Origin of the sequence: Streptomyces sp. Je 1-332 (assembly GCF_040730185.1) — a bacterium.
Taxonomy (GTDB): Bacteria; Actinomycetota; Actinomycetes; order Streptomycetales; family Streptomycetaceae; genus Streptomyces.
This window is the reverse complement of sequence record NZ_CP160402.1, coordinates 3,805,928-3,830,488: the sequence shown is the minus strand read 5'-3', so window position 1 is coordinate 3,830,488 and position 24,561 is coordinate 3,805,928. Positions and strand designations below refer to the sequence as shown.

The following is a 24,561-nucleotide window of genomic DNA, read 5'->3' as shown; positions in this document are numbered from 1 at the left end:
CCTCTCCATGGACACCTTTGCTTTGATCGTGACCATTGGCGTCGCGCTCGGATTTACGTATACGAATGGCTTTCACGACTCCGCGAACGCCATCGCCACTTCCGTCTCCACCCGTGCGCTGACGCCCCGCGCGGCACTCGCGATGGCCGCCGTCATGAACCTCGCCGGTGCCTTCATGGGCAGCGGTGTGGCCAAGACGGTCAGTAAGGGCCTGATCGAGACGCCCGAGGGCGACAAGGGAATGTGGATCCTCTTTGCCGCCCTGGTGGGCGCCATCGTGTGGAACCTCATCACCTGGTACTTCGGGCTTCCTTCGTCCTCATCCCACGCGCTTTTCGGTGGAATGGTCGGAGCCGCGCTCGCCGGTGGAATCGGGGTGATCTGGTCCGGAGTGCTCGACAAGGTCGTCATTCCGATGTTCATCTCGCCCCTCGTCGGCCTTGTCGCCGGCTATCTGGTGATGTGCGCGATCATGTGGATGTTCCGGAAGTCCAACCCGCACAAGGCCAAGCGCGGATTCCGTATCGCGCAGACGGTGTCCGCGGCCGGAATGGCGCTCGGGCACGGTCTGCAGGACGCCCAGAAGACCATGGGCATCGTGGTGATGGCCCTGGTCATCTCCGATGTGCAGGACGCCGACGCGCCCATTCCGATCTGGGTCAAGATCGCCTGTGCGCTGATGCTGTCGCTCGGTACGTATGCCGGTGGCTGGCGCATCATGCGTACGCTCGGCCGCAAGATCATCGAGCTGGACCCGCCGCAGGGATTCGCCGCCGAGACCACCGGCGCGGGCATCATGTTCACCACCGCGTTCATGTTCCACGCGCCGATCTCCACCACGCACGTGATCACTTCCGCGATCATGGGTGTGGGTGCCACGAAGCGCGTGAACGCCGTGCGCTGGGGCGTCGCCAAGAACATCATTCTGGGCTGGTTCATCACGATGCCCGCGGCCGCCATTGTGGCCGCCGCCAGTTTCTGGATCGTGAACCTGGCTTTCCTGTAGCAGCACGGGAAAGCGAAGAGACAAGGCGAAGAGACAAGGCGAAGAGACAAAGCGAAGAGACAAAGCGAAGAGACAAAGCGAAGAGACAAAGGAAAGGCCCGCCCCCCGGGAGCCAGGGGGCGGGCCTTTCTTGTTGCCCCTGCGGTGGCACCGCCATGCAGCACCGCGGGGAGTCTGTACGCAACCAGGGTTTATCCGAAGCGGCCCGAGATGTAGTCCTCGGTCGCCTGCACGGACGGGTTGGAGAAGATCCGCTCCGTCTCGTCGATCTCGACGAGCTTGCCGGGCTGGCCGACCGCCGCGAGGTTGAAGAAGGCCGTGCGGTCCGAGACGCGCGCCGCCTGCTGCATGTTGTGCGTCACGATGACGATCGTGAAGCGCTCCTTCAGCTCCCCGATCAGGTCCTCGATCGCGAGGGTGGAGATCGGGTCCAGGGCCGAGCAGGGCTCGTCCATCAGAAGCACCTGGGGCTCCACCGCGATGGCCCGCGCGATGCACAGACGCTGCTGCTGGCCGCCGGAGAGGCCGGAGCCGGGCTTGTTCAGACGGTCCTTGACCTCGTTCCAGAGGTTGGCGCCCTTGAGGGACTTCTCGACGATGGCGTTCAGCTCGCTCTTCTTGTACGAGCCGTTGAGCCGCAGGCCCGCCGCCACGTTGTCGAAGATCGACATCGTCGGGAACGGGTTGGGGCGCTGGAACACCATGCCGATGGTGCGGCGCACGGCGACCGGGTCGACACCGGGACCGTAGAGGTCCTCGTCGTCCAGGAGCACCTTGCCCTCGACGCGGCCACCGGTGGTGACCTCGTGCATGCGGTTGAGGGTGCGCAGGAAGGTGGACTTGCCGCAGCCGGAGGGGCCGATGAAGGCCGTCACGGAGCGGGGCTCCACGGTCATCGAGATGTCCTCGATGGCCTTGTGGGAGCTGTAGTAAGCGGTCAGGCCCGATACGTCGATTCGCTTGGCCATGGGGATCACTGCCTTAAGGGGGTTACAGAGAGGTCGCTGAGGTGGCCGCGTCAGCGGCCCGTCTTGGGGGCCTTCCAGCGGGCTACGCCGCGGGCCGCCAGGTTGAGGATCATGATGAAGCCGATGAGGGCGAGCGCCGCTGCCCAGGCGCGGTCGTAACCGGCCTGGTTGCCGGCCCCGTACTGCTGGTAGATGTACAGCGGCAGGGAGGCCTGCGAGCCTTCGAACGGGTTCATGTTGATCATGGGGTTCACCCAGACCAGGAGCAGCACCGGCGCGGTCTCGCCCGCGATACGGGCTACCGCCAGCATGACGCCGGTGGTGATGCCGCCGATCGCGGTGGGCAGGACCACCTTGAGGATGGTGCGCCACTTCGGGATGCCGAGGGCGAGTGACGCCTCCCGCAGCTCGTTCGGGACGAGCTTGAGCATCTCCTCGGTGGAGCGCACGATCACCGGCATCATCAGGATGGCGAGAGCCATGGCGCCGGCCCAGCCGGAGAAGTCGAAGCCCAGGATCAGGATCCAGAAGCTGAGGACGAACAGACCCGCGACGATCGACGGGATGCCGGTCATGACGTCCACGAAGAACGTGACGACCTTGGAGAGCTTCCCGCGCCCGTACTCGACGAGGTAGATCGCGGTGAGCAGGCCGATCGGCACGGCGATCAGGGAGGCCAGGAGCACCTGCTCCAGGGTGCCGATGATCGCGTGGTAGATGCCGCCGCCGGGCTCGTCGTCGGCCACCACGCCCATGGAGTGGGTCAGGAAGTAGCCGTTGAAGACCTTCGCGCCGCGCTCGACGGTCTCGTAGATCAGCGAGGCGAGCGGCACGACGGCCAGCAGGAACATGACCCACACCAGCGAGGTGGCGAGGCGGTCCTTGGCCTGGCGTCCGCCCTCGACGGTGACCGCGAGGACGTACGAGGCGACGAGGAAGAGGACGGCCGCGATCAGGCCCCACTGGATACGGCTGTCGAGGCCGGCCCCCATGCCGATGCCGACGGCGACGGCGGCGGAACCGAGTGCGACGACGACCGGCGTCCAGCGCGGGAGGCGGGCTCCCTGCAGGCTCGTGGGCTTGACGATGGTGGCGCTCATGCGTTGGCCCCCGAGTACTCCTTGCGGCGCGCGATGATCAGGCGGGCCGCGCCGTTGACCAGCAGCGTGATGATGAACAGGACCAGGCCGGAGGCGATGAGCGCGTCACGGCCGTACTCGGTCGCCTCGTTGAACTTGCTGGCGATGTTCTGCGCGAAGGTGCCGCCGCCGGGGTCGAGCACGGACGCGCTGATGAGGAAGGTCGGGGAGAGCACGGTGGCGACGGCGATCGTCTCGCCGAGCGCACGGCCCAGGCCCAGCATCGAGGCGGAGATCACGCCCGAGCGGGCGAAGGGGAGCACCGACATGCGGATGGTCTCCCAGCGCGTGGCGCCGAGCGCGAGCGCGGCCTCCTCGTGCATCTTCGGGACCTGCAGGAAGACCTCACGGCTGACGTTCGTGATGATCGGCAGGATCATGATGGCGAGCAGGATGCCGACCGTCATCAGGGAGCGCGGGGCGCCGCCCTGGTACTCGAAGATGCCGGTCCAGCCGAAGTAGTCGTCGAGCCAGCTGTAGAGGCCGGTGAGGTTGGGCGCGACCACGAGGGCGCCCCAGAGGCCGTAGACGATCGACGGCACGGCGGCCAGGAGGTCGATCACGAAGGCGATCGGGGTGGCCAGCCTGCGCGGCGCGTAGTGCGAGATGAACAGCGCGATGCCGATGGCCACGGGGACGGCGATCGCCAGGGCGATCACCGAGCTCACCACGGTGCCGAAGACCAGGACCGCGATGCCGAAGAACGGCTTGCCCGCGGTGGTCGTACCGGCCGGGTCCCACTCGAAGGTGGTGAGGAAGTTGCCCGTGTTGTCCGAGAGCGCGAGGGCCGCACGGTAGGTCAGGAAGGCCGCGATGGCGGCCATGATCACGAGCAGCGTGATGCCGGAGCCGCGCGAGAGGCCGAGGAAGATCCGGTCGCCGGGGCGGGTCGCGCTGCGGCGGGGACGCTTCGGGGTGATGCCCGAGGGCTGCACGTCGTTGAGGGGTGGAGGTGCGGTCGTACTGCTTGGTATATCCATAAGATTCTCCGGTCTGCGGAGCCGGTAACCGCTTCTTCAGCGGCCGTTGCTCCTGGCGGCGGTGCACCGGACGGTGCGGCCGGCCCTGGATCGCCGGGCCGGCCGCACTCGGTTCAGCTAAGCGCTCCGCGGGAATTGCGGTGCGTATCTGCGGGTGCGTCGTGGCTGGTCGCGCAGTTCCCCGCGCCCCTTCGGGGCGCTGCCGAACCGCGCGGCCTTTCCGCAGGGCTGCTTAGCTCAGGCCCGCGACGGCCGTGCGGACCTTGGCGATGATCTCGGCCGGGATCGGCGCGTAGTCGTTCTCCTTGAGGACGTTCTGGCCGTCCTCGCTCGCGATGTAGGTCAGGAAGGACTTGGTCGCGGCCAGGGTCTCGGCCTTGTTGCCCTTCTCGCAGAGGACCTCGTACGTCACCAGGGTGATCGGGTAGGCGCCCTCGGCGGTGGGCTTGTAGTTGAGCTCCAGGGCGAGGTCGTTGCCCTTGCCGACGACCTTGGCCTCGGAGATGGCCTTGGAGGCGTTGTCGACGGTGGCCTTCACCGGCTCCTTGGCGTCGGTCTGCAGGTCGACCGTCTTGATGCCGTCCGAGGCGTAGGAGAGCTCGAAGTAGGAGATGGCGCCGGGGGTCTGCTTGACCTGGCCCGCGACACCGGAGGAGCCGTTGGCGGACTGGCCACCCTTGGCCTCCCAGGACTTGCCGGGCTCGTGCGACCAGGCGGAGGGGGCCGCGCCCTTGAGGTACTTGGTGAAGTTGTCCGTGGTGCCGGACTCGTCCGAGCGGTGGAAGGCCTGGATCTTGGTGCCGGGGAGCTTGGCGTCGGGGTTCAGCTTCTTGATCGCCTTGTCGTCCCACGTCTTGATCTTGTCGTCGAAGATCTTGGCGAGGGTCTCGGCGTCCAGGACGAGGTTGTCCACACCGGGCACGTTGTAGCCGACGGCGATCGGGCCGCCGACCATCGGCAGGTCGATGGCCTGGCTGTTCTTGCAGACCTTCTTCGACGCCGCGATCTCCTCGGGCTTCAGCGCCGAGTCGGAGCCCGCGAAGGCGGTCTGGCCCTGCATGAACGCCGTGATACCGGCGCCGGAGCCCGTCGGGTTGTAGTTCAGCTGAACGTCCTTGCAGGCGGTCGAGTAGACCTTGCGCCAGGCGTCGATCGCGTTCTTCTGCGCGGACGAACCGGAGGCCGCGAGCTGACCCTTGGCGTCGTCGCACTTGATGTTGGCGTTGGCGTTGGTCTCCTTGCCGCTGCCACCGCTGCCGCCGCTCGTGTCGTCGGAGCCGCACGCCGTGAGGGCCAGGGCGCCGGAGACGGCGATGGCGCCGAGGGAGAGGGCGCGGAGCCGGTTCTTGCGCTGAAGCTTCACTTTCGGGTTTTCCTTCCGGGAGCCGCCGGCCCTTTGCTGGCGGCGTGCGAGGTCTTCGTCCTGCGGTCCTACGGGTCTTACGTCGTCTTGTAAGGCCGAAATTAGGCAGGGCAGGTGAAGTGGCCGAAGGGCATGAGTGAACGGGGGGTGAACCTCGGAGGGCGGCCTGGTTAGGCGGCGGGCTACAGAAAGTAGCGGATCAGTCACGCAGGGTTGAGTACCCCGAGCAGAGCGTCGACAAGCTGCTGGTCGCGGGGTTGTGTGAGGCGGTTGCGGGCCGCCGTCGGCGAGAGCCAGAGGATGCGGTCGACCTCGTTGTTGGGCGTGAAGTGGCCGCCGGCCACCTCCGCCGCCCAGTAGCTGACCTCCTTGGGGCGCCCCTGGGCGAGGTAGCGGACCGTGGGGAGCCGGGCGCCGGGGGTGCAGCGGTGGCCGGTCTCCTCCTCGACCTCCCGCAGGGCGCCCGCGAGGGGCGACTCGGACCGCTTCAGCTTGCCCTTGGGGTGCGACCAGTCGTCGTACTTCGGGCGGTGGACCAGGCAGATCTCCAGGCGGCCGTCATGCGGGGAGTGGCGCCACAGGACGCAGCCCGCGGCCCGGACGACCTCGTCCCCGTCGGGTGTCACGAGGTGCTCACCGCCTCCGTCTCGCGGAGCCAGGCCTGGTGGAAGGCGAAGCGGGCCGCCTCCACCTCGTGGCGCTGGTCGGCGTGCAGAACGCCCAGTGCGTACGCCGTCGCCGGGGCGATGCGGGGGGTACGGGCGGCCGAAGCCGCGGCCGACGCGGCGTCCGCGGCCTCGCGGTGGCGGTCCAGGGCGTGGCCGGCCTCCGCGAGGCGCAGGTCCCCGCCGGGGCCCGCGGTGAGGACTTCCTGGGCGTACCTGTGCAGGCGCAGGAGGGCGCGGGTCTTCAGCCAGGGGGCGTCCTGGGCCTCGGGGGCCTCGGCCGCCGCGAGGCCGTGCGTCAGGGCCTCCGCGTTGTACGGGTGGCCTGCCTGGCCGAGGGGGAGGGCGGCGACCGCTTCCGCGAGGTTCTCCTCGGCTTTGGCTGCCAGCGGCTTCAGGTCCTCCGTCGCCTGGGTCAGCGGGACCTCGCTCGCCAGTACGGCGACGTTGTCCGCCACCGCGTGGAAGCGGGAGGAGCCGAAGGCTTGGAGGGCTGTGGAGTGGGCCCTTGTCCGCGCCAGGGTGAGTTGCCGCTCCAGCAGTGCAGCGGCCTTGGCTGCGCCTACCGTGAGGCCCCTTGGAGTCCCGCTCTGTTCGTCCGCACCCGGCGGTGTGGGCTGTGCCCACCCTCCCCCACTCTCGGCTCCGCTCGAGCGGGGGGACCCCCATCGCCGTGCGGAACGCCTGCCCACAGCGGGGACATCATGACGCACCGGAGCCGGAACCCCCGGCGTACCCGAGAGCCGGTGCAGTGCGTCCAGCAAGCGTTCCAAGCGGGTCGCGTACGCGTGTTCGCGGGCCAACGTGCCGGAGAGCCATGCCAGTTCGGGACGCATCCCCGCAGCCCACTCCTGGTCCAGGAGCGGGCGGAAGGTGTGCAGGGTGCCGCCGATGCGGCGGGCGGCGCGGCGCAGGGCGCGGGCCGCCTCCAGGGACTCCTCGGCGCCCTGCGCGTCCGTCGACGACTCGCGGTGCAGCCGCAGTGAGCGCAGGAACTCCGTGGCCTGGCCCTGCAGATAGGCCGACAGGACATCGCCTGTCGTCGTCTCATGGTTTAGCTGTGCCACGCCGGCGCCTCCGGGCGTCTATGAGCATCTCCTGTACGTTCCGCAGGGGCTGGCCCTCCGGATCCAGCGCGTGCCGGGTCCAGTTGCCGTCAGCGCCCAGGTGCCAGGAGGCGGTGGTGTCAGACATGCCGGTCTCCAGGAGCCGGTTCAGCGTCGCCCGGTGTGCCGGGTCGGTGACCCTGACCAGCGCCTCGATGCGGCGGTCGAGATTGCGGTGCATCATGTCGGCGCTGCCTATCCACACCTCGGGCTCGCCCGCGTTGCCGAAGGCGAAGACGCGGGAGTGCTCCAGGAAGCGGCCGAGCACGGAACGGACCCGGATCGTCTCCGAGAGCCCGGCGACACCGGGCCGCACGGCACAGATCCCGCGCACCCACACGTCCACCGGCACGCCTGCCTGCGACGCGCGGTAGAGCGAGTCCACGACCGCCTCGTCGACCATCGAGTTGACCTTGATGCGTACGTAGGCGGGGCGGCCCGCGCGGTGGTGCTGTATTTCCTTGTCGATGCGTGAAATGAGGCCGTCACGCAGGGACTTGGGGGCGACGAGGAGACGGCGGTAGGTCTCGCGGCGCGAGTACCCCGAGAGCCTGTTGAAGAGGTCGGACAGGTCGGCGCCCACCTCCTGCTTGGCGGTGAGCAGCCCCAGGTCCTCGTAGAGCCGGGCGGTCTTGGGGTGGTAGTTGCCGGTGCCGACGTGGGAGTAGCGGACCAGTGTCTCGCCCTCCTGGCGGACGACGAGCGACAGCTTGCAGTGCGTCTTCAGGCCGACCAGGCCGTAGACGACGTGGCAGCCCGCCTCTTCCAGCTTCCGCGCCCACTTGATGTTCGCCTGCTCGTCGAAGCGTGCCTTGATCTCGACCAGGACGAGCACCTGCTTGCCCGACTCGGCGGCGTCGATCAGAGCGTCGACTATCGGGGAGTCGCCGGAGGTGCGGTACAGCGTCTGCTTGATCGCGAGGACGTCCGGGTCGGCTGCCGCCTGCTCCAGGAAGGCCTGTACGGACGTGGAGAACGAGTCGTACGGGTGGTGGAGCAGTACGTCACGTTCGCGAAGTGCGGCGAAGATGTCCGGTGCGGACGCGGACTCCACCTCGGCGAGGTCGCGGTGCGTGCCCGCGATGAACTTCGGGTACTTCAGCTCGGGCCGGTCCAGGGACGAGATGCCGAAGAGCCCGGTCAGGTCGAGCGGACCCGGCAGCGGATAGACCTCGGCCTCGCTGATCTTCAGCTCGCGTACGAGCAGGTCGAGGACGTTCCTGTCGATGGACTCCTCGACCTCCAGGCGCACCGGCGGCCCGAAGCGGCGCCGCATGAGCTCCTTCTCCAGGGCCTGGAGGAGGTTCTCGGCGTCGTCCTCCTCCACCTCCAGGTCCTCGTTCCGGGTGAGCCGGAACATGTGGTGCTCCTGGATCTCCATGCCCGGAAAGAGCTCCGCGAGGTGCGCGGGAGCGGCGATGACGTCCTCGATGGGGACGTACCGCTGGGGGGAGGCCTCAAGGAAGCGGGACAGCAGCGGCGGAACCTTCACGCGCGCGAAGTGGGTGTGGCCGGAGACCGGGTTGCGTACGACCACGGCGAGGTTGAGCGAGAGCCCCGAGATGTACGGGAAGGGGTGCGCGGGGTCCACGGCCAGCGGGGTCAGGACGGGGAAGATCTGCTGCCGGAAGAGCGTGAAGAGGCGGGACTGCTCCTTCTCGGTCAGCTCGTTCCAGCGGACCAGGTGGATGCCCTCGTCGGCGAGGCCGGGGGCGACGTCCTCCTGGTAGCAGGCGGCGTGCCGGGCCATGAGCTCACGGGAGCGGTTCCAGATCAGTTCCAGGACCTCGCGGGGCTGCAGGCCCGAGGCCGAACGGGTGGCGACGCCGGTCGCGATGCGCCGCTTCAGGCCTGCCACCCGGACCATGAAGAACTCGTCCAGGTTCGAGGCGAAGATCGCCAGGAAGTTGGCCCGTTCGAGGAGCGGGGTGTTCGGGTCCTCGGCGAGCTCCAGGACGCGCTCGTTGAAGGCGAGCCAGCTGCGCTCCCGGTCCAGGAACCGGCCCTGCGGAAGCTCCTGGCCGTCGTGTCCTACCTGGCCGTCCTCGTCGTAGGCGTCGAGATCCGCGTCGATGTCGGGGTCGAGGTCGGAGACCGCTGCCGACAGCGTGTGCGGCCGGTGCGCGGCGATGGAGCCTACGGAAGGCTGGGCGTGCTGGACCTGACCTTGGGTGCTGGGCTGGCTCATGGACCCATTCTTCCGCGCGGGAGGCACGATAGGCGCGTCGGAGAGTGCCGGGGTGAGGACGAGCTTCCCGTTCATGGGGGGAGGGTCGGGCACGGCGGGCTGCATTGAGCGAGGGTCGCAAGCCAGTCTGAATCACTGGTTACGGCGACATGACGTGCGGGACATGTGCGGGAGGCCCCCGGACGTCTACACGTCCGGGGGCGATGCGCGACTCAGGCTGCGCGGCGGCGCAGGACGCGGAAGGCGGCGTACGTTGCCGCTGCGGTGAGGGCGAGGATGATGCCGGTCTCCACGAGCTGGAGAGGCCAGAAGTGGGACGAGGGGTGGAAGTCGTTGTACCAGCCTGTGACTTGGTTCTTGTCGAGGCACTGACTGAATTGGCCTGCATGGTTCGAGCACACGGACTCCGGCAGCCGTCGGCCGTCGGCGGTGAGCATGCCCTGCTCCACGCCGAAGCCGTTGCCGGGAGGGCCCTGCGCGTACTTGCCCGACGAGGTGACCGTCTCCGTCGCCCACAGGCGGCCCCGGAGCAGCGGCATCGCGATGACCGCGCCCGCGGTGACGGCCAGTGCGGCGGCCATCGCGGGCAGCGTGCGCCGCAGCACCACCGCCGCGAGCGTGCCCACGGCGAGGCCGAGGAGGGCGTACGCGACAGCTACCGGGCCCACGGATCCGTAGATCGCGCGCTCGAACCAGGAAGTCCGCGGACCGTTCAGATCCGGCACCGAGCTCCACGCCAGGCGCTGTCCTGCGGCGAGCAGCGTGCCGAAGCCGACCACCACGATGGCGCACAGGGTGAACCGGACGGTGAGCCAGCGCACCGGGGAGATGGACTGCGTCCAGGCCAGCTTGTATGTGCCGGTCTCCATGTCCCGCCCGATCATCGGGCCGGCGACGAACAGGCCGATCAGGCAGGGCAGGGCGAGGATGGCCATGCCCGAGTAGTCGATGGACCGGCGGAACGAGAAGTCCGAGTCGACGTACTCGCGGACCGTGGTGTAGCAGTCGGGGCTGATGTCCATTCCGATGGTGCAACCGGTCGCCCTGAAGGCATCCGCCTCGTGGGAGATCACCAGCTGGTTGGTGACCAGGAACGCGATGGCGAGCACCAGCAGACCGAGCGTGATCCACAGGGCGGTGCGGTGCTGGCGCAGTGCGGCGCGGTACGGGCCGGGCAGAGTGAGGGTGGTGCTGCGGCTCTGTGCCCGGGCTGCGGGCGCCGTCGTCGACGCGGTCACGCGGTCACCGCCGGTTCGGTCGCGGTCGTGCCCGGCGTCAGGAGTGCGGGCGCCTCGGGGGAGCGCAGATGGGCCAGCAACAGTTCCTCCAGGGAAGGTTCCTCGATGTCCCAGCCGTCGTCGACCGGGCCCTCCGGGCGGATCAGTGCGGTCAGGCCGCGTCCGGTCGCGCGGGATTCGACGACGATGTGCGGGGCGAGGTCCTCGGCGGGCCGGCGCCCGGTGACCAGGGCGTGCGCGCCGACGAGGTCGTCGATGCCGCCGCCGAGCCGCACCCGGCCGCCGGAGACGAGCAGCAAGTAGTCGCAGGCGTCGGCCAGTTCGCCGACGATGTGCGAGGACATCACCACGGTGGTGCCGTGCTCGGCGGCCTCCGCCATCAGCGTGCCCATCAGCTGATGCCGGGCGAGCGGGTCGAGGTCGGCCATCGGCTCGTCCAGGAGCAGGAGTTCGGCCCGCTTGCCGAGCGCGAGGGCGAGCGCGACGCGGGTGCGCTGACCACCGGAGAGCGTCCGCACGCGTGCCTTCGGGTCCAACCCCCCTTCCCCGACGGCACGTTCGGCGAGCGCCGCGTCCCAGCGCCCCGGGTTCAGCTCGGCGCCAAGACGCAGCGTGTCGGCGATGCTGAGCTGCGGATAGAGCGGCTTGTCCTGGGCCACGTACGCGAGGCGTGCCCGCGCGGCGGCCGGGTCGGTGCCGAGCACGCTGAGCGTGCCCCCGGTCGGCCTCATCAGCCCGGCGGCCAGGGCCAGCAGCGTCGACTTGCCCGCGCCGTTGGGCCCGACGACCGCACAGATCCTTCCGGCGGGCAGCCGGAAGGAGCAGTCGAGCAGGGCATGGCCCCGCCGCCCGTATCTCTTGGCGAGCGAGGCCGCCTCGATGGCGGTGTCGGTCATGCGGGGTCCCCCTTGGTTACGTGCTGCTCTGCCTCGGTGAAGTGCTCTTCGAGTACGGCGCTGAACAGCGCCGCGACGTCGTCCCTCTCCAGACCGGACGCACGGGCGCGGGCGGCCCACCGGCTCAGTTCGCCGCGCAGCGGGGAGTCGGTGGGCGTGGAGCCCAGTGACTTCCGCACGAAGGTGCCGAGCCCGCGGCGGGCCTCGACCAGGCCCTCGCGTTCCAGCTCGCGGTAGGCCTTCAGGACCGTGTTCGGGTTGATGGCCGTCGCCTCGACGACCTCGCGGGCCGTGGGCAGCTTGTCGCCCGGCTCCAGCAGGCCCAGGCGCAGGGCCTGCTGGGTCTGCTGGACGATCTGGAGATAGGTGGCGACGCCGCTGCGCCGGTCGATACGGAACTCGACCATGCCCTTGCACCACCCTTTCACTAATTGAGTAGTGAAAGGGTGGTGCAAGAAAGGGGCGGCGTCAAGTGACGCCGCCCCTCGGGAAGCTGGCTCAGGACTCCGTGCGGTACATCAGGTCCGTCTCGTGCGTGGTGAACCCGAGCCGCTCGTAGACGCTCACGGCCGCCTTGTTGTCCGCGTCCACGTACAGCATCGCGGTCGGCAGGCCCGCCGCCGCCAGGTGGTTGAGGCCGATCGTCGTCAGCGCCTTGCCGAGGCCGCCGCCCTGCGCGCCCGACCGCACCCCGAGGACGTACACCTCGCCGAGGCCCTCGTCCGCGTGCACCTTGGTCCAGTGGAAGCCGACGAGCTCGCCGTCCTTCTCCGCGAGGAAGAAGCCCTCCGGGTCGAACCACGGCTCGGCCTTGCGGTCGTCCAGGTCGCGCTGGGTGAGGGAGCCCTGCTCGGGGTGGTGGGCGAAGGCGTCGGCGTTCACCGCGAGCCAGGCCGCGTCGTCCTGGCCGGGGACGAAGGCACGTACGGTGACGCCCTCCGGGAGGACCGGCTCGGGCAGCTTCAGGTCACCCAACGACCTGCGCATCTGCCGCAGTTCACGGAAGAGGGTGAGCCCGAGCACCTGGGCCAGGTGGCGCGCGGCCGAGTGTCCGCCGTGCGCCCAGATCCGCAGCCGCCGGCCGGACTCGGCGAGCAGCGCGGTGCCGAGCGCCCTGCCGTGTCCGCGTCCGCGGTGCGCGGGGTGCACGACGAGCTCGGCGGCCGGCGCCTCGATGGGGTCGGTGTCCTCCAGCTGCGCGTACCCGACGAGCTCTTCGCCCAGGCCGAGCAGCAGATGCCGCACTCCCTCCCGCGCTCCGCCCCGCAGTTGCAGCCGCCCCTGCTCGGACACGGCCTGCTGGCCGTCCGAGCGGGCAGCTTCCGCGAGGAGTCCGAGCACGGCGTCGGCCTGGTCGGATGTGAGGGCGGCGACGGTGTCGATCTGCCGCAGGGCGGGAGGCTGCTGCTCGTCAGTCATGGAGTCGAGGGTACGGCGGCGGCCGGTCGAGGAGCAGATCACGGACGTACTCGGCGTCCGCGGGGGAGTGCACGACGGCGCGCGCGCCCGTGTCACCGCACCCCGGCCGACTTCGCCCCCGTACGCCGTCACGCTTGCCCCAAGTGTCCGCAACGCCCCCCTCGGAGCCCCCGGCGGCAACCACCTCGTAACCCGTAACCCCCTGTCGCGCTACGCGCGTTGACTTTAGGCTGCGCACAGCCTCACACCCTCAGTCGTCTCATACCTCTCCCAGGGGGACACGTGCCAGCCACTCCTCAGTTGCGTCGGCCAAGACGCCGCGCCACCCGTGTGCTCGCCGCCGCGGCCTCTCTCGCCACGCTCGGTGCGCTGGCCGCCGCGCTGCCCGCGAGCGCCGGGCAGGACCACACCGGTGCGGCGGGCAAGAAGCGCACCGTCGACGTGCAGCTGCTGTCCTTCAACGACTTCCACGGCAATCTCCAGCCGCCGGCCGGGTCGTCGGGCCAGGTGACGGAGAAGCAGGCGGACGGGACCGAGAAGAAGATCGACGCGGGCGGCGCCGAGTACCTCGCCACGTCGCTCCGTACGGCCCGCAAGGGCAACCCCTACAGCGTCACGGCCGCGGCCGGCGACCTGATAGGCGCGAGCCCGCTCCTGTCGGGTCTGTTCCACGACGAGCCGACGGTCGAGGCGATGAACAAGCTCGACCTCGACGTCACCAGCGTCGGGAACCACGAGTTCGACGAGGGGGCCAAGGAGCTGGCCCGCATCCAGAACGGCGGCTGTCACCCCAAGGACGGCTGCTTCGAGAAGGGCAAGAAGTTCAAGGGGGCCGACTACCCCTACCTCGCGGCCAACGTGACCGACGAGAAGACCGACAAGCCCATCCTCAAGCCGTACTGGGTGTGGAAGAACAAGGGCGTCAAGGTCGGCTTCATCGGTGTGACGCTGGAGGGCACGCCCGACATCGTCTCCGCCGAGGGCATCAAGGGCCTGAAGTTCCACGACGAGATCGAGACGGTCAACAAGTACGCCAAGATCCTCGACAAGCAGGGCGTGAAGTCGATCGTCACGCTCCTCCACGAGGGCGGCTCCCCCGCGTCGCAGAGCTACAACTACGACTGTGACTCCCCGGGCGCGGGCGACGGCATCTCGGGCCCGATCACCACCATCGCCAAGGGCATCACGCCCAAGGTCGACGCGCTGGTCACCGGGCACACGCACTCCGCGTACGTCTGCACCATCCCGGACCCGTCGGGCAAGCCCCGCATGGTCACGTCCGCCTCGTCCTACGGGAAGCTCTACACGGACACGACGCTCACGTACGACCGCAGGACCAAGGACATCGTCCGTACGTCCGTGAAGTCCGCGAACCACGTCGTCAGCCGTGAGCAGGCCAAGGCCAAGGACATGACCTCGCTCATCGGGCGCTGGAACAAGCTGGCCGAGCCCGTCGCCAACAAGCCCGTCGGCTTCATCTCCGCCGACATCCCGGGCCGCGGCGCCACCACCCCCGAGGCGCCGCTCGGCGACCTGATCGCGGACGCGCAGCTCGCGCACGGCAAGTCGCTCGATCCGGAGACGGATCTTGCACTGATGAACCCGGGCGGCATCCGTTCCGACCTCGTCCACAAGGCGAGCGGGAGCGAGGGTGACGGGGTGGTGACGTACGGCGAGGGCTTCACCGTGCAGCCGTTCAGCAACACCGTCAATCTCGTCGACCTGACCGGCGCGCAGCTGATCACCGGGCTCAAGCAGCAGGTGAGCGGGGCGAACGAGGCATCCCCGAAGATTCTGCAGATCTCGGACGGCCTGACCTACACGCTGGACATGACGAAGTCCGGCGCCGACCGTGTCGTGACGGACTCGATCAAGCTGGGCGGCAAGGCGATCGATCCGGCCGCCACCTACCGTGTGGCGATGAACTCCTTCCTCGCGGGCGGCGGCGACGGCTTCGCCGAGCTCGGCAAGGGTACGAAGCCGCTGGTCGGCAGCGACGACCTGAAGGCGTTCAACGACTACCTGACCGCCAACTCCTCGGCCGACAAGCCGATCGCACCGCCCAAGGCGGACCGGATCACCATCGTGAAGTGAACGACGCGTTAACAGACGCGCTCAGAAGGCGGCATAAATCGTTCGTTACTGGGCGTAAGGCTTGGGGTGGGGTGTGAACGTATGGTGAAATCAGCTGATGCGTTCCCCCCACCGCATAGCCACGCTTCCGCCCGATCACAACCAGGCTAGTCCGTCTGATGGTTGGCACGCCGCATCGGTTCCCCCCGAAGCATCAGCAGCACCCGAGACGCGCGCGGAGACCACCGCCCCGCTCAACCCGTACGACGAGCTCGGTGCCCTCGCGGGACCCGGCCCGCTGGAGGACTTCCTCCGCGAGACCGACGACGAGGACGAGACCGAGGCCGGAGCCCGCAGGGCTGACGCTCCCTGGCAGCCTCCGAACCACCGCCGCGGCAACCGTCGCCGCCGCAACCGCTTCGCCGGGCTCCCGCTCGCCGCGAAAGCCGTCGTCGCCCTCGTGGTCCTCGCCGCCTTCCTCGCGCTCGGTGACCGCTGGGCCCTGCTCTACGCCGAGCACGAGGCCGCGGACAAGCTCAAGGACTCCCTGCACCTGAGCGCCGCGCCCGAGGTCGACATCGAAGGCTTTCCCTTCCTGACCCAGGTCCTCGACAAGCGCGTGGACAAGGTCAAGGTCACCGTCCCGGACGTCGCGGCCGACCGGATCTCGCTCGCCCAGGTCTCCGCCACCGCCGAGGACGTGACGATCACCGGCGACGGGCCCACCGACATCAAGGGCGCCCTCATCCGCGAGATGAAGGGCGAGGTGCTGCTCTCCTTCGACGACCTGAACCGTGAACTGGGCGCCTCCCAGGTCACGTTCACCGGCCACGGCAACGACCAGGTCCTGGCGCGCGGCACCCTGCCCGTCGCCGGCCACGACCTGAAGCTGCGCGCCGACGCCCGCATCCAGCGCAACGGCGAGCGCGGCGTCTCCACCGACATCGGCGGGATGAGCCTGCAGATCGGCGATCTGGCGACCTACCGGCCCGGCACCCGCGAGTCCGAGGGCCTGCACCTCAGCAAGGACTCCGCGGACCGCCTCGCCGAGGAGACCGCCAAGGCGAAGGCCCTGCTCTCCGTGCCGTCGATCGTCAAGCGGCTCGGGGTGTCCGACTCGATGGTCAGCGGTGCCCTGAAGAGCGACACCAAGCTCCACGACCTCGTCGGAACGCCGCGCTTCATCAACGACGTGATGGGCCTGAACCTCATCGACGTCGCGATGGGCCACCCCGAGCTCCTGAAGAAGCTGGGCCTGGACCCCGCGCTCCTCAAGGGCCTCTCCCAGCTCACCCGCCCCGTACTCGCCGACCGCCTCACGCTCGCCTTCCAGCTGCCGAAGCTGCCGGGCGAGGGGAACGTCCGGCTCCAGGACGTGAGCGTGCAGGAGGACGGCATCCGGGTGCGCCTCACCGGGACGGGGCTCGGCATCGGCACGTAGGTCACGCCGTGGCTGGGGGCGGGGTGGGCGCTCCCGGCAGGCTGACCGTCGCCACCGTCCCGCCGCCTTCGGCGGGCCGCAGCGCGACCTGGCCGCCGGACTGGTGCACGGTGCGGGCCACGATGGACAGGCCGAGGCCCGATCCGGGGAGGCTGCGGGCCGACGGGGAACGCCAGAACCGGTCGAAGACGTGCGGGAGCTCGTCGGTGGGGATGCCGGGGCCGTGATCCCGTACGGTCAGCGCGCCGTCCTTCAGGGCCACCTCGACGGTGGAGCCGGGGGGCCCGAACTTCACCGCGTTGTCCAGGATGTTCACGATGGCCCGCTCCAGCGCCGGGGGTTCCGCGCGTACGTACCAGGGGGCGAGGTCCGCGGTGAACGTCAGCTCGGGCCCGCGCAGCCGCGCCCGCTCCAGGGCGGTCTCCACCACCTCGTGCAGGGCGATGACCTGCACCTTGCCGTCCTGGCCGCTGTCCGTGCGCGAAAGCTCCTGCAAGTCCCCGATCAGCGCCGCCAGTTCGGTCATCTGCGCCGTGACGGAGGAGAGCAGGGCCTTGCGGTCGTCGGGCGGGATGGCCCGGCCCGTCTCCTCGCTGCGGGCGAGCAGCTCGATGTTCGTACGCAGCGAGGTGAGGGGGGTGCGGAGCTCGTGCCCGGCGTCGGCGATGAGCTGCTGCTGGAGGTCGCGGGACGAGGCGAGCGAGGCGGTCATGGAGTTGAAGGAGCGGGAGAGCCGGGCGATCTCGTCGTCGCCGTCCGCGGGAATCCGCAGATCCAGGTCCTCGGTGCGGGCCACGTGCTCGACGGCCTCGGTGAGCTGATCGACCGGGCGCAGCCCGGTACGGGCCACCCACAGGCCGGCGGCGCCCGCTCCGATGACGCCGATGCCGGCGACGACGGCGAGGACCAGGACCAGGTTGTTGAGGGTGTCGTCGACTTCGCTGAGGGGCCGGGCGACGGTGACGGCCAGGGGCTGCCTGTCCAGGGGGTAGGTGAGCACCCGGTACTTCGCGCCGTTCGCCGCGGTGGCGGTGTGGACGGCTTGGGGAGACTCGTGCTTGGCGACCGAGATGTCCGCGGGCGAGACCTCGACGGACTGCTGCCCGGAGATGACGCAGCTGTTGCCCTTGCGGTCGACCACCTGGACGGTCGACTTGAACGGGTTCGGGTTGTTCTCCCGATTGGTGACGATCGAGGCATGGCGGCACTGGCCGTCCTGGTCGATCAGGCTGAGGACCAGGTCCTCCGGCACACGGCTGGAACCCAGCGCGTCGTCCAGCGAGTTGATCAGTGCGTTCCGCACCACGAACCAGCACACGACGGCTGCCGCCGCGACCGCGACCGCGACGGCGGTGGCCACCAGCAACGCCAGGCGCGAGCGCAACGGCATCGCGCGGTACCTGCGGACAAGACCCTTCACTCCACGCCCCCGCCGGAGCCGGGCCGCAGCACATACCCCACACCCCGCACCGTATGAACGAGCCGAGGCTCGCCCCCGGCTTCCGTCTTGCGGCGCAGGTACATGACGTACACGTCCAGGGAGTTGGAGGAGGGCTCGAAGTCGAAGCCCCAGACCGCCTTCAGGATCTGCTCCCGCGTGAGCACCTGCCGCGGATGCGCGAGGAACATCTCCAGGAGGGTGAACTCCGTGCGGGTCAGCTCCACCGTGCGCGCCCCGCGAGTGACCTCGCGCGTCGCGAGGTCCATCCGCAGGTCGGCGAAGGCGAGCGTGTCGCCCTCCTCGGCCTGGCCCGCGGCGGCGGCGTACGAACTGCGGCGCAGGAGTGCCCGGATGCGGGCGAACAGTTCGTCGAGCTCGAACGGCTTGACCAGGTAGTCGTCGGCGCCCGCGTCGAGCCCCGTGACACGGTCGCCCACGGTGTCGCGCGCGGTGAGCATCAGGATGGGCGTCACCGAGCCCGTCGCGCGGAGCCTGCGCGCGGCGGTGAGGCCGTCCATGCGGGGCATCTGGATGTCGAGGACGACGAGGTCGGGGCGGTAGGCCGCCGCCTTCTCCAGCGCGTCGGCGCCGTCGACGGCGACCTCCGTGCCGTACCCCTCGAAGGCGAGACTGCGCTGCAGCGCCTCCCGCACGGCGGGCTCGTCGTCGACGATCAGGATGCGCAGCTGTTCGCGGTCGCCTTCGGCGGGGCTCATCGGCTTGGTACTTCCTCGGGTACGGGGCGGTGGACGGGGCCGCTATCAGCCTCGCACGCGCGCGCGGGGCTTGCGGCGTGCGGCGGGCCGGGAGGACGGTGCCTTGGCCGTGGCCACTTCCGGGACGCGGGCGGTCGCGGTGGCGCCGTGCAGTTCCCCGGCCACGGAGAGGGGGAGGCCGAGTCCCGCCGGGTCGGTGTCGGGCAGGCTGCCCCAGCCGACGGTGACGGCGAGGACGTGCCGGGCGCGGTTGACGGTGATCAGGGGTCCGGGCATGGCGGCCTCCAGGTGCTCCAGGGGGAGTGGTCGGGGTCAGTCGGTCGAGCCGGCCCGCAGGGTGTCCAGGTCGGCCTTGACCGTGTTGATCGGGATGGCGAAGCCGAGGCCGACGCTTCCGGAGCCCGACTGGGCCCCGGCCTGCGCCGAACTGGGCGAGTACATCGCGGAGTTGATGCCGATGATGTTGCCGTTCATGTCGATGAGGGCGCCGCCGGAGTTCCCCGGGTTGAGCGAGGCGTCGGTCTGCAGGGCCTTGTACGTGGTCTTCGACGAGCCGGTGTCGCCGTTGAACTGCTCGCCGCCGTACTCGAAGGGCCAGTTGCCGCCGCCGCCCTGCTGTTGCCGCTGCCCCTGGCCCTGCTGGTCCTGGTCGGCCGAGACGGTGACGTCACGGTCGAGGGCGGAGATGATGCCGCTGGTGACGGTGCCGGTCAGCCCCTCGGGGGAGCCGATCGCCACGACGTCGTCGCCGGTCTTGACGTTGTCGGAGTCGCCAAGACTCGCGGCCTTGAGGCCGGAGGCGCCCTTGAGCTTGATCAGCGCCAGGTCCTTCTTGCTGTCGGTGCCGACGACCTCGGCGTTGTACGTCTTGCCGTCGTTCGTCGTCACCTTGACCGAGGAGGCGCCGGAGATCACGTGGTTGTTGGTGATGATCTCGCCGTCCTTGGTGATGATCACGCCCGATCCGGTGGCCTCGCCCGAGCCGGACTGCGCGCTGATCTCCACGATGCTGGGGCTCACCGCCTCGGCGACGCCGGAGACGGTGCCCTTCTGGCTGGTGGGCACGACGTTCGTGTTGGTCGCGCTGCTCGCCGAGCCGTCCTTGCCGGTCAGTTCCTGGAAGGCGTAGGCGGTGCCGCCGCCGACCGCCGCCGCCGCGATGGCCACGGCGGCGAGCAGGGCCATGGGGCCCCTGGCACGGCGCCGGTGCCTCGGCGGCTCTCCCGGTGCCTGCGCCTCCGGCGCGAAAGCGGGCGGGGGCGGGTACGCGCCCTGCGTACCGCCATGGTGAACAGGCGCTGACGACTGCTGCTGCTGGAGGTACTCGCCGCTGTTTGTCATGGGATCCAGGCTGCGGGGCGTTCATGAGAGGCGGCTGAGTGCGCCCTGAGAACACCGGTAGAAGCTCGTATGCCCCATATAAAGCGGCCCGGGGCGGGCGGCCCTGCAGGCGGCCCGGGGCGGCGGCCCTGCGGGACGTGCCTCAGTTGCAGCCGCAGGACTGCCGGACCACAAGGCGGGACGGGAACAGCTTCAGCCGCTCCCGGCGCGAACCGGCGACCCGAAGCCCGTCGTCCAGAACAAGATCAACCGCCGCCCGCGCCATCGCGGGACGGTCCGACGCCACCGTCGTCAGCGGCGGATCCGTCAGGCCCGCTTCCTTCACGTCGTCGAACCCGGCGACGGCAAGCTCACCCGGCACGTCGATCCGGAGCTCCCGCGCGGCCCGCAGGATGCCGATCGCCTGGTCGTCCGTGGAGCAGAAGACCGCCGTCGGCCGGTCCGGCCGGGCAAGCAGCTCGAGCGCCATCTGATACGCGTCGTACCGGTTGTACGGGGCTTCGAAGAGCCGCCCCTCCACCGAGCGCCCCGCCTCCCGCATGGCCCGCCGCCACCCCTCGACGTGGTCGGAGACGGGGTCACCGACGGTCGGGGTCTCGGCCGTGCCGCCGACACAGGCGACGTACTCGTGCCCGTGCTCAAGGAGATGCCGCGTGGCAAGCTGCGCGCCGCCCAGGTCGTCCGTGACGACGGCGACGTCGTCGATCGCCTCGGGCCGCTCGTGCAGGAGCACGACCCGCGCGTCCCACGCGTCGATCTCGGCGGCGGCCGAATCCGTCAGGCCGTGGCTGACGAGGATGAGCCCGGAGACCCGCATGCCGAGGAAGGCCCGCAGATAGTGGGCCTCGCGTTCGTCCACGTAGTCGGTGTTGCCGACGAGCACCATTTTTCCGCGCTCGGACGCCGCCTGCTCCACGGCGTGCGTCATCTCCGCGAAGAACGGCTGCCGCGCGTCCGGCACGATCATGCCTATGAGGTCCGTACGCCGCGACGCCATGGCCTGGGCGACCCGGTCGGGCCGGTACCCCAGCTCTTTGATCGCGGCGAGTACACGCTCGCGCGTGGCCGGGGCAACCGGCCTAGGTCCGTTGTTGATGACATAGCTGACGACGGCGGTGGAAGTACCCGCAAGTCGCGCCACGTCATCCCGAGTCACCTTGGCCACGCGCGGAGTCTACGCGGATGGAACTACCGCTGGGCAGGTCGTACGGCAGCTTCCTTCGGCGGGGACACGGCGGGGGCCTGGTCGCCCTTAGGCGTCGGCCTGTGCTCACCCTCGGCAGGCGGAGTCGCCGCCTTTGCCTTCGCCCCGTCGGCGGCCCGCTCGACCTTCTCCGGCGTCACGAAGCGATAGCCGACATTCCGGACGGTGCCGATCAGCGACTCGTGCTCTACACCGAGCTTCGCGCGAAGGCGACGTACGTGGACGTCGACCGTGCGCGTACCGCCGAAGTAGTCGTAGCCCCATACCTCCTGGAGCAGCTGGGCCCGCGTGAACACACGGCCCGGGTGCTGCGCCAGGTACTTGAGCAGCTCGAACTCCTTGAAGGTCAGGTCCAGGACCCGGCCCTTCAGCTTCGCGCTGTACGTCGCCTCGTCCACGGACAGATCGCCGTTGCGGATCTCCATGGGGGAGTCGTCCGACGTGATCTGCTGGCGGCCCATCGCGAGCCGCAGCCGCGCCTCGACCTCGGCCGGTCCCGCGGTGTCCAGGAGCACGTCGTCGATGCCCCAGTCGGCGGTGACGGCCGCGAGGCCGCCCTCCGTGACGACGAGGACGAGCGGACAGCCGGGTCCCGTGGAGCGCAGCAGCTGGCAGAGGCTGCGGACCTGCGGGAGGTCACGGCGGCCGTCGATCAGGATGACGTCGGCACCAGGGGTGTCGACGAGGGCCGGGCCTTCGGCGGGGGCGACCCGCACGTTGTGCAGCAGCAGGCCGAGGGCGGGAAGCACCTCCGTCGACGGCTGAAGGGCATTGGTGAGGAGCAGCAGAGAACTCATCGCTCCCCACCTGCCTGGGTCGTCATACGGTTGTGCACGTTTCGCTCGCCCATAACGTCGGTTCCTCCTCGGTCCCTGCGAGGACGTTTACGGCACTGCTTCGTACTGTTACTACCTGGTACTGCCGTGATTCCGGGGCCCGCGCCCTGGACCCTGGCGCGCTGTCGATCACAACGCGTCTGAAAGCACGAAAGGACCCGGGGGCTTCGCTGCCCGGATCCTCTGCCAAGGAGAATAGCCCACATGAGTTCCGGTCCGGCAGGTCAAGTCGCGCGATCTTCTGTGCAGCCGATCACTCGCGTTCAGCAGAGCGCAACGCTCCGTACACGGGACGGAGTCGTGATCGACGCTCTGTACCAGCCCGGCCCCGACCCGGGAACGGACCTGGCGATCGTGATCGCGCACGGCTTCACCGGAGATCTGGACCGGCCGCACGTGCGGCGGGCCGCCGGTGTCTTCGCCAAGGCCGCGGCCGTGATCACGTTCTCCTTCCGGGGCCACGGGGCGTCCGGCGGGTTCTCCACGGTCGGTGACCGCGAGGTGCTCGACCTGGCTGCCGCGGTGGAGTGGGCGCGGTCCCTCGGCCACGCACGGGTGGTGACCGTGGGCTTCTCGATGGGCGGTTCCGTGGTGCTGCGGCACGCGGCCATCGCGGGCGCCGCGCATGGGGGGCGCACGGAAGCGCGGGTTGACGCGGTGGTCGCTGTGAGTGCCCCGGCCCGTTGGTTCTACCGGGGGACGGCGCCGATGCGGCGGCTGCACTGGGTGGTGACGCGGCCCGCGGGGCGCGTGGTGGGCCGGTGGGGTCTGCGCACGCGAATCCACCCGCACGAGTGGGACCCCGTACCGCTCTCGCCCGTGGAATCGGTCCCGCTCATCGCGCCGACGCCGCTGCTGATCGTGCACGGCGACCGGGACCCGTACTTCCCCGTGGACCACCCCCGGATGCTGGCCGCCGCCGCGCAGGGCGGGGCGGAGCTCTGGCTGGAGGCGGGCATGGGGCACGCGGAGAACGCGGCGGACGACGCACTGCTCGGTCGGATCGCCGATTGGGTCACGGCATCATGGACGTCGGCGACAGCCGAAGGAAGACCGGCAACAGCCGAGGGATCGGCGACCGCCGAAGGAGAGGAGCTGTGATGGTGAACGGCACCATTCGTTACTGGGCCGCGGCCAAAGCAGCCGCAGGTGTCGCGGAGGAGCCGTACGCCGCGACGACGCTGGCCGAGGCGCTGGACGCGGCGCGCGAGCGACACCCCGGCGAGCTGGTCCGTGTACTGCGGCGATGCTCGTTCCTCATCGACGGCGACCCCGTGGGTACCCGCGGGCATGAGACGGTACGGCTGGCCGAGGGCGGCACGGTCGAGGTGCTCCCGCCGTTCGCAGGAGGGTGAGCAGCGATATGAGCGATCCGCGATATCAGGGGTACGGGGACTACGACCCCTACCGGGGGGACTACCCGCCTGCCGAGCCGCAGGCATACCCGCCCGAGCAGCAGGTTTACCCCGCTGACCAGCAGTACGCCCAGCAGCAGTACCAGTACCCGCAGCAGCAGTACGCGCACCCGCAGCAACAGCCGTACGCCCAGGACCCGTACACCCAGCAGTGGGAGGGGCAGACCTGGGACACGACGATCCAGCCCTCACCTGTGGTGGACGTGACGGAGACGGCTTATCTGCCCCCGCAGTCGTACGGGGAGCCGCAGCAACCGCAGCCGCCGGCCGCCGCAGCGGCAGTGGCAGCAGACGAAGAGCCCCCCGCCACCTACGGCCCCGCCACCACCACCGGCAACCCCCGCGTCACCGACGCCCAGCGCGCCCGTGCCGAGGGGCGGTCGCCGGTCATAGAGCCGGGGATCCAGCCCGCCGCGCTGACCGCCGTCCTCGGGCTGCTGCTCGCCGTGACGGCCGCCATCGGGCAGTACGCACTCCTCGTACCGCTGATCCTGCTGCAGGCCGTCACCGCCGCAGGATGGTTCCGGCTCAACGGGATGTGGCCCGCCCGGCAGGGCATCGCACTCGCCTTCATGGGCGGGGTCGTCGCCGACATCGCCCTGCTCGCCACCGGCAAGGAGAACGCGCCCGCCGCGATCCTCGGCACCCTCGGCGTCTGGGTGCTGCTCGTTCTCGTGCTCCAGCTGCGCAGCCGCGCCTCCGCCGACGAGCGGATGGCCGGTCTGATGGCGACCGTCGCGTCCGCCGCGCTCGCGATCATCGCGACCGGGCACCTCGCGGCGTCGGAGGAAGCCGTGACGGTGGGCGGTATCGCCGTGGCGGTCGCCGTGATCGCCCGCGCGCTGCCGCTGCCGACGCCCGCCTCGGTCGTCGTCGCGCTGCTCGCCGCCGCGGGGGCCGGAGTCGCCGTCGGCGGCGCGACGGACGTCGGCAGCAAGGGGGCGCTGCTCGGTCTCGGGGCCGGCGTCTGCGCGCTGATCGGCCACCGGGTCGCCAGCTACGACTACCCGTCCCGCTTCGTGCACATGACGGCGGGTGTCGCGCTGCCGCTCGCCGCCGCGGCCCCGGCCGTCTACCTCCTGGGCAGGGCCATCGGCTGATCGTCACAGCTGATCGACAGGTCCCC

At 69.9% G+C, this 24,561-nt stretch carries 23 protein-coding genes; 6 read left to right on the top strand and 17 right to left on the bottom strand.

What is annotated here, in order from left to right:
* Positions 1–7 precede the first annotated feature (7 nt).
* The gene (locus tag ABXJ52_RS17235) at positions 8–1,006 is read left to right on the top strand and encodes an inorganic phosphate transporter (RefSeq protein WP_367043471.1); all 999 of its coding nucleotides are present in this window, start codon (positions 8–10) and stop codon (positions 1,004–1,006) included.
* 191 nt (positions 1,007–1,197) lie between these two features.
* On the opposite strand, the gene pstB is transcribed toward ABXJ52_RS17235, so the two are convergent.
* From pstB to mshD, 11 genes are all read right to left on the bottom strand, one after another.
* Positions 1,198–1,974, bottom strand: a complete 777-nt coding sequence (pstB, locus tag ABXJ52_RS17230) for a phosphate ABC transporter ATP-binding protein PstB (protein WP_367043469.1) — start codon at positions 1,972–1,974, stop codon at positions 1,198–1,200.
* A 50-nt stretch (positions 1,975–2,024) separates the two neighbouring features.
* Positions 2,025–3,074, bottom strand: a complete 1,050-nt coding sequence (pstA, locus tag ABXJ52_RS17225; protein ID WP_367043467.1) for a phosphate ABC transporter permease PstA — start codon at positions 3,072–3,074, stop codon at positions 2,025–2,027.
* On the bottom strand, positions 3,071–4,093 hold the full coding sequence (gene pstC, locus ABXJ52_RS17220; protein ID WP_367043465.1) for a phosphate ABC transporter permease subunit PstC: 1,023 nt from the start codon (positions 4,091–4,093) through the stop codon (positions 3,071–3,073). Before pstC ends, pstA begins: the two co-directional genes overlap by 4 nt.
* A 232-nt stretch (positions 4,094–4,325) precedes the next feature.
* Entirely contained in the window at positions 4,326–5,456 is a 1,131-nt protein-coding gene (gene pstS / locus ABXJ52_RS17215; protein ID WP_367043464.1) for a phosphate ABC transporter substrate-binding protein PstS, read from the bottom strand.
* 203 nt (positions 5,457–5,659) lie between these two features.
* A complete protein-coding gene (locus ABXJ52_RS17210; protein WP_367043463.1) occupies positions 5,660–6,082 on the bottom strand; it encodes an NUDIX hydrolase in 423 nt (140 codons plus the stop codon).
* On the bottom strand, positions 6,079–7,188 hold the full coding sequence (locus ABXJ52_RS17205; RefSeq protein WP_367043461.1) for a CHAD domain-containing protein: 1,110 nt from the start codon (positions 7,186–7,188) through the stop codon (positions 6,079–6,081). The genes ABXJ52_RS17210 and ABXJ52_RS17205 overlap by 4 nt, the downstream gene beginning before the upstream one ends.
* The gene (locus tag ABXJ52_RS17200; RefSeq protein ID WP_367043460.1) at positions 7,169–9,415 is read right to left on the bottom strand and encodes an RNA degradosome polyphosphate kinase; all 2,247 of its coding nucleotides are present in this window, start codon (positions 9,413–9,415) and stop codon (positions 7,169–7,171) included. The genes ABXJ52_RS17205 and ABXJ52_RS17200 overlap by 20 nt, the downstream gene beginning before the upstream one ends.
* Positions 9,416–9,627: 212 nt before the next feature.
* The gene (locus ABXJ52_RS17195; RefSeq protein WP_367043458.1) at positions 9,628–10,653 is read right to left on the bottom strand and encodes a hypothetical protein; all 1,026 of its coding nucleotides are present in this window, start codon (positions 10,651–10,653) and stop codon (positions 9,628–9,630) included.
* The gene (locus tag ABXJ52_RS17190; RefSeq protein WP_367043456.1) at positions 10,650–11,549 is read right to left on the bottom strand and encodes an ABC transporter ATP-binding protein; all 900 of its coding nucleotides are present in this window, start codon (positions 11,547–11,549) and stop codon (positions 10,650–10,652) included. Before ABXJ52_RS17190 ends, ABXJ52_RS17195 begins: the two co-directional genes overlap by 4 nt.
* Positions 11,546–11,956: a GntR family transcriptional regulator gene (locus ABXJ52_RS17185; RefSeq protein WP_367043454.1), complete on the bottom strand. Its 411-nt coding sequence runs from the start codon at positions 11,954–11,956 to the stop codon at positions 11,546–11,548. The genes ABXJ52_RS17190 and ABXJ52_RS17185 overlap by 4 nt, the downstream gene beginning before the upstream one ends.
* Positions 11,957–12,047: 91 nt before the next feature.
* A complete protein-coding gene (gene mshD, locus ABXJ52_RS17180) occupies positions 12,048–12,968 on the bottom strand; it encodes a mycothiol synthase (protein WP_367043453.1) in 921 nt (306 codons plus the stop codon).
* Between the two features lie 282 nt (positions 12,969–13,250).
* Between mshD and ABXJ52_RS17175 the strand changes: the two genes are divergently transcribed.
* Both ABXJ52_RS17175 and ABXJ52_RS17170 read left to right on the top strand, forming a co-directional pair.
* Positions 13,251–15,062, top strand: coding sequence for a bifunctional metallophosphatase/5'-nucleotidase (locus ABXJ52_RS17175; RefSeq protein WP_367043451.1), 1,812 nt, complete (start codon positions 13,251–13,253; stop codon positions 15,060–15,062).
* Between the two features lie 97 nt (positions 15,063–15,159).
* Positions 15,160–16,482: a DUF2993 domain-containing protein gene (locus ABXJ52_RS17170; protein WP_367043450.1), complete on the top strand. Its 1,323-nt coding sequence runs from the start codon at positions 15,160–15,162 to the stop codon at positions 16,480–16,482.
* 1 nt (position 16,483) lies between these two features.
* Here the strand turns inward: ABXJ52_RS17170 and ABXJ52_RS17165 are convergent, their stop codons facing one another.
* The 6 genes from ABXJ52_RS17165 to ABXJ52_RS17140 form a co-directional block, all read right to left on the bottom strand.
* Positions 16,484–17,902, bottom strand: a complete 1,419-nt coding sequence (locus tag ABXJ52_RS17165; RefSeq protein ID WP_367043448.1) for a HAMP domain-containing sensor histidine kinase — start codon at positions 17,900–17,902, stop codon at positions 16,484–16,486.
* Entirely contained in the window at positions 17,899–18,639 is a 741-nt protein-coding gene (locus ABXJ52_RS17160) for a response regulator transcription factor (RefSeq protein WP_367043446.1), read from the bottom strand. The genes ABXJ52_RS17165 and ABXJ52_RS17160 overlap by 4 nt, the downstream gene beginning before the upstream one ends.
* Positions 18,640–18,684: 45 nt before the next feature.
* Positions 18,685–18,915 carry a hypothetical protein gene (locus ABXJ52_RS17155; protein ID WP_367043445.1) on the bottom strand — a complete coding sequence of 77 codons (231 nt, stop codon included), beginning with the start codon at positions 18,913–18,915 and terminating at the stop codon, positions 18,685–18,687.
* 36 nt (positions 18,916–18,951) lie between these two features.
* Positions 18,952–19,980, bottom strand: coding sequence for a trypsin-like peptidase domain-containing protein (locus ABXJ52_RS17150; protein WP_367043443.1), 1,029 nt, complete (start codon positions 19,978–19,980; stop codon positions 18,952–18,954).
* Between the two features lie 142 nt (positions 19,981–20,122).
* A complete protein-coding gene (locus tag ABXJ52_RS17145) occupies positions 20,123–21,145 on the bottom strand; it encodes a LacI family DNA-binding transcriptional regulator (RefSeq protein ID WP_367043441.1) in 1,023 nt (340 codons plus the stop codon).
* Between the two features lie 23 nt (positions 21,146–21,168).
* Positions 21,169–21,981: a response regulator transcription factor gene (locus ABXJ52_RS17140; RefSeq protein ID WP_367043439.1), complete on the bottom strand. Its 813-nt coding sequence runs from the start codon at positions 21,979–21,981 to the stop codon at positions 21,169–21,171.
* A 243-nt stretch (positions 21,982–22,224) separates the two neighbouring features.
* Between ABXJ52_RS17140 and ABXJ52_RS17135 the strand changes: the two genes are divergently transcribed.
* The 3 genes from ABXJ52_RS17135 to ABXJ52_RS17125 are packed head-to-tail and all read left to right on the top strand — an operon-like array spanning position 22,225 to position 24,535.
* Complete coding sequence (locus ABXJ52_RS17135) at positions 22,225–23,121, top strand: alpha/beta fold hydrolase (protein WP_367043438.1); 897 nt, start codon at positions 22,225–22,227, stop codon at positions 23,119–23,121.
* Complete coding sequence (locus ABXJ52_RS17130) at positions 23,121–23,375, top strand: MoaD/ThiS family protein (RefSeq protein WP_160505846.1); 255 nt, start codon at positions 23,121–23,123, stop codon at positions 23,373–23,375. Before ABXJ52_RS17135 ends, ABXJ52_RS17130 begins: the two co-directional genes overlap by 1 nt.
* 8 nt (positions 23,376–23,383) lie before the next feature.
* Complete coding sequence (locus ABXJ52_RS17125) at positions 23,384–24,535, top strand: hypothetical protein (protein ID WP_367043436.1); 1,152 nt, start codon at positions 23,384–23,386, stop codon at positions 24,533–24,535.
* Positions 24,536–24,561: the final 26 nt, after the last annotated feature.

What these genes read in the sequence shown, in the direction of transcription:
- pstA (WP_367043467.1), bottom strand. Translation starts at nt 3,074, where the DNA reads ATGAGCGCCACCATCGTCAAGCCCACGAGCCTGCAGGGAGCCCGCCTC.
- ABXJ52_RS17125 (WP_367043436.1), top strand. Translation starts at nt 23,384, where the DNA reads ATGAGCGATCCGCGATATCAGGGGTACGGGGACTACGACCCCTACCGG.
- pstC (WP_367043465.1), bottom strand. Translation starts at nt 4,093, where the DNA reads ATGGATATACCAAGCAGTACGACCGCACCTCCACCCCTCAACGACGTG.
- ABXJ52_RS17130 (WP_160505846.1), top strand. Translation starts at nt 23,121, where the DNA reads ATGGTGAACGGCACCATTCGTTACTGGGCCGCGGCCAAAGCAGCCGCA.
- ABXJ52_RS17170 (WP_367043450.1), top strand. Translation starts at nt 15,160, where the DNA reads ATGCGTTCCCCCCACCGCATAGCCACGCTTCCGCCCGATCACAACCAG.
- ABXJ52_RS17190 (WP_367043456.1), bottom strand. Translation starts at nt 11,549, where the DNA reads ATGACCGACACCGCCATCGAGGCGGCCTCGCTCGCCAAGAGATACGGG.
- ABXJ52_RS17200 (WP_367043460.1), bottom strand. Translation starts at nt 9,415, where the DNA reads ATGAGCCAGCCCAGCACCCAAGGTCAGGTCCAGCACGCCCAGCCTTCC.
- mshD (WP_367043453.1), bottom strand. Translation starts at nt 12,968, where the DNA reads ATGACTGACGAGCAGCAGCCTCCCGCCCTGCGGCAGATCGACACCGTC.
- ABXJ52_RS17155 (WP_367043445.1), bottom strand. Translation starts at nt 18,915, where the DNA reads ATGCCCGGACCCCTGATCACCGTCAACCGCGCCCGGCACGTCCTCGCC.
- ABXJ52_RS17135 (WP_367043438.1), top strand. Translation starts at nt 22,225, where the DNA reads ATGAGTTCCGGTCCGGCAGGTCAAGTCGCGCGATCTTCTGTGCAGCCG.
- ABXJ52_RS17185 (WP_367043454.1), bottom strand. Translation starts at nt 11,956, where the DNA reads ATGGTCGAGTTCCGTATCGACCGGCGCAGCGGCGTCGCCACCTATCTC.
- ABXJ52_RS17235 (WP_367043471.1), top strand. Translation starts at nt 8, where the DNA reads ATGGACACCTTTGCTTTGATCGTGACCATTGGCGTCGCGCTCGGATTT.
- ABXJ52_RS17140 (WP_367043439.1), bottom strand. Translation starts at nt 21,981, where the DNA reads ATGAGTTCTCTGCTGCTCCTCACCAATGCCCTTCAGCCGTCGACGGAG.
- ABXJ52_RS17150 (WP_367043443.1), bottom strand. Translation starts at nt 19,980, where the DNA reads ATGACAAACAGCGGCGAGTACCTCCAGCAGCAGCAGTCGTCAGCGCCT.
- ABXJ52_RS17160 (WP_367043446.1), bottom strand. Translation starts at nt 18,639, where the DNA reads ATGAGCCCCGCCGAAGGCGACCGCGAACAGCTGCGCATCCTGATCGTC.
- pstB (WP_367043469.1), bottom strand. Translation starts at nt 1,974, where the DNA reads ATGGCCAAGCGAATCGACGTATCGGGCCTGACCGCTTACTACAGCTCC.